At 35.6% G+C, this 8,195-nt stretch carries 7 protein-coding genes; 4 read left to right on the top strand and 3 right to left on the bottom strand.

Annotation, left to right across the window (positions count from 1 at the left end):
• Window positions 1-13: 13 nt before the first annotated feature.
• The gene (gene rpsA, locus QZ657_RS11985; RefSeq protein ID WP_276472701.1) at window positions 14-1,849 is read right to left on the bottom strand and encodes a 30S ribosomal protein S1; all 1,836 of its coding nucleotides are present in this window, start codon (window positions 1,847-1,849) and stop codon (window positions 14-16) included.
• 265 nt (window positions 1,850-2,114) lie between these two features.
• Between rpsA and QZ657_RS11980 the strand changes: the two genes are divergently transcribed.
• Window positions 2,115-2,495, top strand: coding sequence for a LysM peptidoglycan-binding domain-containing protein (locus QZ657_RS11980; RefSeq protein WP_276472700.1), 381 nt, complete (start codon window positions 2,115-2,117; stop codon window positions 2,493-2,495).
• 51 nt (window positions 2,496-2,546) lie between these two features.
• Here QZ657_RS11980 and cmk read toward each other — a convergent pair whose 3' ends face one another.
• Entirely contained in the window at window positions 2,547-3,242 is a 696-nt protein-coding gene (cmk, locus tag QZ657_RS11975; RefSeq protein WP_291967132.1) for a (d)CMP kinase, read from the bottom strand.
• Window positions 3,243-3,270: 28 nt separating this feature from the next.
• Window positions 3,271-5,721, bottom strand: a complete 2,451-nt coding sequence (gene lon / locus QZ657_RS11970; RefSeq protein ID WP_291963530.1) for an endopeptidase La — start codon at window positions 5,719-5,721, stop codon at window positions 3,271-3,273.
• Window positions 5,722-5,983: 262 nt separating this feature from the next.
• Between lon and QZ657_RS11965 the strand changes: the two genes are divergently transcribed.
• Genes QZ657_RS11965 through QZ657_RS11955 form a run of 3 tightly spaced genes read left to right on the top strand, consistent with a single transcriptional unit; the run spans window position 5,984 to window position 8,173 of the window.
• Window positions 5,984-6,538, top strand: a complete 555-nt coding sequence (locus QZ657_RS11965; RefSeq protein WP_276472698.1) for an RNA polymerase sigma factor — start codon at window positions 5,984-5,986, stop codon at window positions 6,536-6,538.
• A complete protein-coding gene (locus tag QZ657_RS11960; RefSeq protein ID WP_291967130.1) occupies window positions 6,538-7,101 on the top strand; it encodes a hypothetical protein in 564 nt (187 codons plus the stop codon). Before QZ657_RS11965 ends, QZ657_RS11960 begins: the two co-directional genes overlap by 1 nt.
• Window positions 7,082-8,173, top strand: a complete 1,092-nt coding sequence (locus QZ657_RS11955; protein ID WP_291967128.1) for a hypothetical protein — start codon at window positions 7,082-7,084, stop codon at window positions 8,171-8,173. Before QZ657_RS11960 ends, QZ657_RS11955 begins: the two co-directional genes overlap by 20 nt.
• Window positions 8,174-8,195: the final 22 nt, after the last annotated feature.

Genomic DNA, 8,195 nt, shown 5'->3' with positions numbered 1-8,195 from the left:
TATGCTAATGAAATTACTTCTTCTTAGAATCAGCTTCCATTTTGTCTTTCAACGCTTGTAACGCATCGTTAGCATCACCTAAAGTTGGCTTAGCCTCATCTGCACTAGCCGCTTGTCTTTTAACAGCCGCCTTAACATTACGTTGCTCTTCTTCACGGAAAATAGCAGTATGACTAGCTACAACACGTTTGAAGTCTTTATTGAATTCAATAATTTTGAATTCAGCTTCATCGCCTTTACCTAGTTTTTTACCATCTTCTTTTTCTAAATGACGTTGAGGAATAAATGCTGTAATATCATCGTTAAATTCAATTGTTGCTCCTTTATCAACTACATCAGAAATGGTTGCTGTATGAACTGTACCCAATGCGAATTCAGTTTCATATTTATCCCATGGGTTTTCAGTAGTTTGCTTATGACCTAAGCTCAACTTACGACCATCAACATCTAATTCCAATACTTCAACTTCTAAAGTATCACCTACGTTAGTAAACTCAGATGGATGCTTGATTTTCTTAGTCCAAGAAAGATCAGAGATGTAAATTAAACCGTCAATACCTTCTTCTAGCTCCACAAAAACACCAAAGTTTGTAAAGTTTCTTACAATACCTTTATGCTTAGAACCTACAGGGTATTTCGTAGTAATATCAGTCCAAGGATCTGGAGTCAATTGCTTGATACCAAGAGACATTTTACGATCTTCACGATCCAATGTCAATACAACCGCTTCAACCTCATCACCAACTTTTACGAAATCCTGTGCAGAACGCAAGTGCGTAGACCAAGACATTTCAGAAACGTGGATAAGACCTTCAACACCTTCAACAACTTCAATGAATGCGCCGTAATCAGCTATAACAACAACTTTTCCTTTTACTTTATCACCAATCTTAATTTCATCGGATAAAGCTTCCCAAGGATGCTTCTCCAATTGCTTAAGACCTAATTGAATTCTAGATTTGTTTTCATCAAAATCAAGAATTACAACATTTAATTTCTGGTCAAGCTCAACAACCTCGTTCGGGTGGTTGATTCTGCTCCAAGAAAGGTCAGTAATGTGAACTAAACCATCAACACCACCTAGATCAATAAACACACCGTAAGAAGTAATGTTTTTAACAACACCTTCTAATACTTGTCCTTTTTCTAATTGGCTAATGATTTCTTTCTTCTGCTCTTCAATATCAGCTTCAATAAGCGCTTTATGAGAAACAACAACGTTCTTAAATTCGTGGTTTATTTTTACAACCTTGAATTCCATTGTTTTGTTAACATACTGATCATAATCACGAATAGGCTTAACATCAATTTGAGAACCTGGTAAGAAAGCTTCAATACCAAATACGTCAACGATCATACCACCTTTAGTTCTGCACTTCACAAAACCACTAACGATTTCTTCTTTGTCATGAGCCGCATTTACACGGTCCCAAGCCATAATAGTTCTCGCCTTTCTGTGAGACAATACCAATTGACCACTTTTATCCTCACGAATATCGATCAATACCTCTACTTTGTCACCAACTTTTAAACCTGGGTTGTAACGGAATTCGTTCAACGAAATTACACCTTCAGATTTTGCGTTAATATCAATGATAGCTTCTCTATCCGTAATATAAACAACCTTACCTTCTACTACTTCCTCATCGGCAGTATCTACAAAGTTTTCGGCAACTAATTCTTCAAATTCCTTTAATTTAGAATCATCTACACGCTCAATTCCTTGCTCGTATTTTTCCCAGTTAAAGTTTTCTAAGAATTCTTTTGGATCTTGCTGTGGAGTTTCAACAGCTTGTTGTGTTGCTTCAGTAGTAGCTTCTACCTCAGCGTTTGTTTTTTCTTCAGCCATTTGCTGATTAATAATTTGTATTCCATAACCTTATCAAGACTTAGGCAACAACTATGAAAGTAGTTATATTTATTTGTTTATCTAATCCCTTTTTTTCTTGACTTCCTTGCAAAAAAGGTGTGCAAAAATAATCATTTTATTTAAATTAGACAACAGAACGACTTATTACACGTTCAATTATGAATTATGGCATGATTTTGGAGTAAAATATCCTAAATATGCTTATCTTAGAAGTATTATAATAACCATTAAAAAAAGTAAAATTATGAGTGTTAAGGCAAAATATCAAGGTGTTTTAGATCTTGGTGAGCAATTAGGTATAAAAGACGGTAATGTAACTGTTGAAGGTGATGTTCTTAAAGTTAAAGGACAAGCAAAAACACCTTATGAAAAAGACCTAATGTGGGATAAGATTAAACAACTAGGCGGCGAAAGCCCTTCTGATATCAAAGCCAACATTACGGTTGAAGATGATTCCGTTTATCACAGACACGTAGTTAAAGGTGGTGAGTCTCTTAGTAAAATAGCTAAGCACTATTATGGTGACCCTATGAAATACAAGGCAATTTTTGAAGCGAACACCGGCATCTTAAAGAATCCGGATGTAATTCACCCAGACCAAGTGTTGGTTATACCGAACAAATAATATTCAATAGAATATAAAATGAAAAGAGGTTAGCAATGCTAACCTCTTTTTTTATGCTTGCTTCTCTATAACCCGAAGCGAATGCTCATAAATTCTATGAAACTGATCCTCTAGCCCTAAATCACTATTATCAAACTCAATGGCATCTTCTGCTTTTTTTAAAGGTGAAATTGCCCGGTTACTGTCTATATAATCTCGTTTTTGAACATTTTCAAGAATATCTTCATAATCCACATCCTCACCCCTATCCAGTAATTCTTTATATCTTCTTACCGCTCTTTTTTCTGGTGAAGCTGTCATGAAAATTTTAAGTTCTGCATTTGGGAATACTACAGTACCAATATCCCTGCCGTCCATCACTATTCCTTTACCATCACCCATTGTTTGCTGCATTGCAACTAATTTTTCCCGTACAGCTTTTATTATAGAGACTTGACTTACATTCTTAGAAACCGGCATGGTTCTAATCTCTTTCTCTACATTTTCACCATTCAAGTACATTTCCGCAAAACCTAAATCCGAATTAAAAATAAAATTCAGCTCAATGTTGCCTAATGACTTTACCAATGCATCTTCATCTATCTTACCAGCATTTACAAATCCTGACTTCATAGCGAACAAAGTGACTGCACGGTACATGGCACCTGTATCTACATAAACATATTCCAGCTTTTTAGCTAGTTGCTTTGCCAAGGTACTTTTTCCCGTAGAGGAGAATCCGTCAATTGCAATGGTAATTTTTTTCATTGTTCCAAAAATATAAAGAAAAGCAAGATTATAGTTCCTTTGCGTTTTTTACATTAACATCGGTAATGGCAATATCTATTACTTCAGACATTTCTTTTACATAGTGAAAGGTAAGCCCTTTTAAATAAGATTCTTTAATCTCCTTGATATCACGCTCATTATCCGCACAAAGAATTATCTCTTTGATCTTTGCTCTCTTGGCCGCAAGAATCTTCTCTTTAATTCCGCCAACCGGTAACACCTTACCACGTAGCGTAATTTCTCCGGTCATTGCCAAACTCTTTTTAATTCGCTTTTGTGTAAACAATGACACCAAAGAAGTTAACATAGTAATACCTGCACTTGGACCATCTTTTGGCGTAGCACCTTCTGGCACGTGTATATGTACATTATATTTTTCAAAAATAGAAGGATCAATACCAAAACGTTCTGCATTAGATTTTATGTATTCCATTGCAATGGTGGCAGACTCCTTCATGACTTTACCAAGGTTACCGGTTATACTCATGGACCCTTTACCTTTAGAAAGAATAGACTCTATGAATAAGATATCACCTCCTACACTAGTCCAGGCCAAACCTGTAACTACGCCAGCAACTTCATTATTTTCATATTTGTTACGCTCCATTTTTGGTGCTCCCAATACTTCAATTATATCTTCATTGCTGACCTTAACATCATATTCTTCTTCCGTAGCAATAGATTTAGCTGCATAACGTACCATTTTGGCAATTTGCTTTTCCAAAGAGCGTACTCCAGATTCACGAGTGTACCCTTCAACAATCTTTTCTAATTGCGGCTTACCAATTTTTAAGTGGCTAGCATCTAGGCCATGCTCGGTCAATTGCTTTGGCAGTAAATGCTTCTTAGCGATCTCTACTTTTTCTTCAATGGTATAACCGGTTACATTAATGATTTCCATACGGTCTCTTAATGCCGGCTGAATACTACCTAGATTATTTGCCGTAGCAACGAACATTACTTTAGATAGATCATAACCCAACTCCAAGAAGTTATCATGGAAGTCACTGTTCTGCTCCGGGTCTAACACCTCTAGCATTGCCGAAGAAGGATCTCCTTGGTTACTATTGGATAACTTATCTATCTCATCCAGTATAAAAACAGGGTTTGATGTACCTGCCTTTTTAAGACTTTGAATAATTCTACCAGGCATTGCACCAATATAGGTTTTACGGTGACCTCTAATTTCAGCTTCATCTCTTAATCCGCCCAATGACATTCTTACATACTCTCTTCCTAATGCCTCTGCAATAGATTTGCCCAATGATGTTTTACCCACTCCCGGTGGACCATATAGACAAAGTATAGGTGATTTCATATCGTTGCGCAGCTTCAGAACCGCTAAGTATTCAATGATCCTTTTCTTTACATCTTCTAAGCCATAGTGGTCTCTATCAAGAATTCTTTCCGCTCTTTTTAAATCGAACTTATCCTTAGAATATTCTTTCCATGGCAAATCCAATAACAGGTCCAAATAATTTCTTTGAATAGAATATTCTGCCACCTGCGGATTCATCCGCTTCATTTTGGATAATTCCTTCTCAAAATGCTCTTTTTCTTTCTTGCCCCACTTCTTTTTCTTGGACTTCTCCTTCATTTCCTCAAGCTCCTCATCATAAGAAACCCCACCTAATTCTTCTTGAATGGTCTTCATCTGCTGGTGCAAGAAATACTCTCTCTGTTGTTGGTCCAAGTCATTCCTGACCTTAGACTGTATATCATTCTTAAGTTCAAGCTTTTGCATTTCAACATTCATATATTTCAATGTTGCCAATGCTCTTTCTTGCAAACTACCAATTTCCAATAGCTCTTGCTTTGCCTTAACATCTAGGTTTAAATTAGACGATACAAAATTTATCAAGAACGAATTGCTCTGAATATTTTTTATGGCGAAAGATGCTTCACTTGGTATATTAGGATTATCCCTTATGATTTTTAAAGCCAATTCTTTGATAGATTCAATTATGGCCAAAAATTCTTTGTCGTTCTTTTCTGGTCTTACTTCTTCGGTCTCTCTAACCGTTGCCGTAAAATATGGCTTTTTGGTCAAAACCTCAGCAATCTCAAAACGCTTTTTACCTTGTATGATTACGGTAGTATTACCATCTGGCATCTGTAGTACGCGTAATATTCTTGCTACCGTACCCAAGGTATTGATATCTTGAACATCTGGGTTTTCCGTTTCCTCATCTTTCTGGGAAACCACACCTATGACCTTAGATCCATTATTGGCGTCTTTTATCAATTGTATACTTTTATCCCTGCCAGCAGTAATAGGAATTACTACACCAGGAAAAAGCACGGTGTTTCTTAAAGGTAAAATCGGTAATGTTTCTGGCAGTATCTCACTATTCATTTGCTCCTCATCTTCCGGGGTCAATAGTGGTATAAGCTCAGAATCTTGATCAATTCCTTGTAAAGACATATTGTCAAAATTTGAAAATTTAGAATCTCCCATACTCATATATCGGTCATTCTGTCATTAAACCAACAGAATTTAGTTTTTATAAATTATACATAATTGCCGTAAAAACAATGAAAATCAGTGAAATACGGCTTTTTGCACTTTCATTTGCTATTATCTATTTCAATTCTTGTGCCAACTGAATTATTTCGTTTTTAAAAAATGAAGTTTACCATTATAAAGAATTTTCAATAATAATTCTAACAAACTGTAACAAACCGTAAATTGAATCATCTTTCAATAAACCAATCACTTTTTGAGCCAACAAAGAGAACATATTGATGAGCTAGTGCAATTGTGCTTAGCCGGTAAACAAAGTGCACAGCTAGAAGTGTACAACAGGTATTACAAGGCTATGTACAATACATCACTTAGAATTGTAAAAGATACTGCCCAAGCGGAAGACATTATGCAAGAATCGTTTTTAAGCGCGTTTACGAAGCTGCATACTTTTAAAGGGGAAGTAACTTTTGGATCTTGGCTAAAGCGTATTGTTATCAATAACAGTATACATCAATATAGAAAGCAACAAAAAAAGAACGAAGTTGCTTTAGATGAAGTATTGTACAAGGTCGAAGATAATGACGGAATTGCATCTGACCATGTGTTTACAGAACTAAAGGCTCAAAAAGTGATGGAAACCATGAAAGATTTAAAAGACAACTACAGAATTTCTTTGACCTTACATCTAATTGAAGGGTTTGATTATGATGAAATCAGTGAAATTATGAACATTAGTTATGCCAATTGCAGAACTACCGTTTCTAGAGCAAAAGAAAGTTTAAGAAAAAAACTAACACTCGTAGTCTAATGAAGAAAGATACTATTGACGAGCTTTTTAATAAGCTACAGGACCAATTGGATTATGCCGAACCCGCCAGTGGGCACCAACAGCGATTTTTAGAAAAACTAAACGAATCTAAAGGCGTAGTTACACTTGAAACCAAGAAAAAGAACAATTGGTTACTATTTCTATCGGTTGCGGCATCACTTGCCATTTTATTAACGGTTGGTTTATCCCAATTCAAAACAGCATCAAGTATTGAAGAAAAAGTTGCCGAGATTTCGCCAGAAGCATCAAAAACGCAATTCTATTTTGCCAATTTAATAGAAGAGCAAGTAAAAGAACTGAATTCGGAAAAATCACCCGAAACAGAAAAAATTATTAATGACACCATGGCCCAATTAAAGAAGCTACAGCTGAATTATACCCAAATGGAACAAGATCTTTTAAATGGCGGTAACAGCAAGTTAATTTTAAGTGCCATGATCACCAATTTCCAAACAAGGATCGACCTATTAAATGAGGTTATGATTCAAATTGAAAATATTAAATCAATTAAAAAAGCAAATGATGAAAACTTTACTATATAAATATACTTGGCTACTTATGCTTGTATTTACTACTGCTGCCAATGCCAATGACACCTCTTTTGACGGTAAACACACCAGAGAAAAAACCATAAAAAAAGAATTCAACGTCAATGCCAATGCATTGCTTAAGATCAATAATTCTTACGGCAATTTAAACATTACTTCTTGGAACGAAAATAAGGTAGTGATAGAAGTACATATTAAAACTAACGGCAACAACGAAGATAAGGTTCAGAAAAAATTGGATGAAATATCCGTTGATTTTGAAGCTAGCAGCGAACGCGTTTCCGCAAAAACCATTTTTAATAAAAATAACAATGGTTGGGGATGGAGCTGGGGAAATAATGGTAATGTAAATATGCAGATCAACTACACCATAAAAGTCCCTGTCAAGAATAATGTAGACCTAAGTAACGATTACGGAAATATTATATTGGACAGAATTGATGGGCATGCAAGAATTAATTGTGATTATGGCAGATTAGAACTTGGTGAACTTAGAGGCAGAAACAATAAATTAAACTTTGACTACACTTCTAAATCTACGATAGGGTACATTAATAGTGCAGAAATTAGAGCCGACTATTCTGGCTTTACTATTGAAAAAGCCGGTAACCTTGCTATCAACGCCGACTATACAAATGCAAGTATCGGCACCATGGATAATTTAGAATATACCAGTAATTATGGAAATATGGATGTTTCCGAATTGAACAATATAGATGGAAATGGCGATTACATTACCATAAAACTGGGCACCATTCATGGAAACGTTTCTATCGTGGCAGACTATGGCTCTGTTCGTATAGACGAATTAGCGGCAGATGCGGGCAATGTAGAAATAAGAACGGATTATACAGGTATTAAAATAGGATATAACAGCCAATATCATTTCGATTTTGATATATCTACCAGTTATGCGGGTGTAAGCGGAAAAGACCACTTTACCATTAATATTAGCACAGAAAAATCTTCGGACAAGCATTATGAAGGCTTTTATGGCTCTAAAGGAAAGGGAAATAAAATGACGCTTTCAAGTGATTATGGCGGAATAAGTTTTACCAAAAAATAAATATCAATCAATCAATCAATTA

It is taken from the genome of Maribacter sp. (assembly GCA_020629415.1).
GTDB lineage: Bacteria > Bacteroidota > Bacteroidia > Flavobacteriales > Flavobacteriaceae > Maribacter > Maribacter huludaoensis.
Note: the sequence above shows the minus strand (reverse complement) of the source record. Positions and strands in the feature narration are given on the sequence as shown.

Excerpts from the sequence above, each read along its gene's own strand:
- rpsA (WP_276472701.1), bottom strand. The coding sequence starts at position 1,849 with ATGGCTGAAGAAAAAACAAACGCTGAGGTAGAAGCTACTACTGAAGCA.
- QZ657_RS11980 (WP_276472700.1), top strand. The coding sequence starts at position 2,115 with ATGAGTGTTAAGGCAAAATATCAAGGTGTTTTAGATCTTGGTGAGCAA.
- cmk (WP_291967132.1), bottom strand. The coding sequence starts at position 3,242 with ATGAAAAAAATTACCATTGCAATTGACGGATTCTCCTCTACGGGAAAA.
- lon (WP_291963530.1), bottom strand. The coding sequence starts at position 5,721 with ATGGGAGATTCTAAATTTTCAAATTTTGACAATATGTCTTTACAAGGA.
- QZ657_RS11960 (WP_291967130.1), top strand. The coding sequence starts at position 6,538 with ATGAAGAAAGATACTATTGACGAGCTTTTTAATAAGCTACAGGACCAA.
- QZ657_RS11955 (WP_291967128.1), top strand. The coding sequence starts at position 7,082 with ATGAAAACTTTACTATATAAATATACTTGGCTACTTATGCTTGTATTT.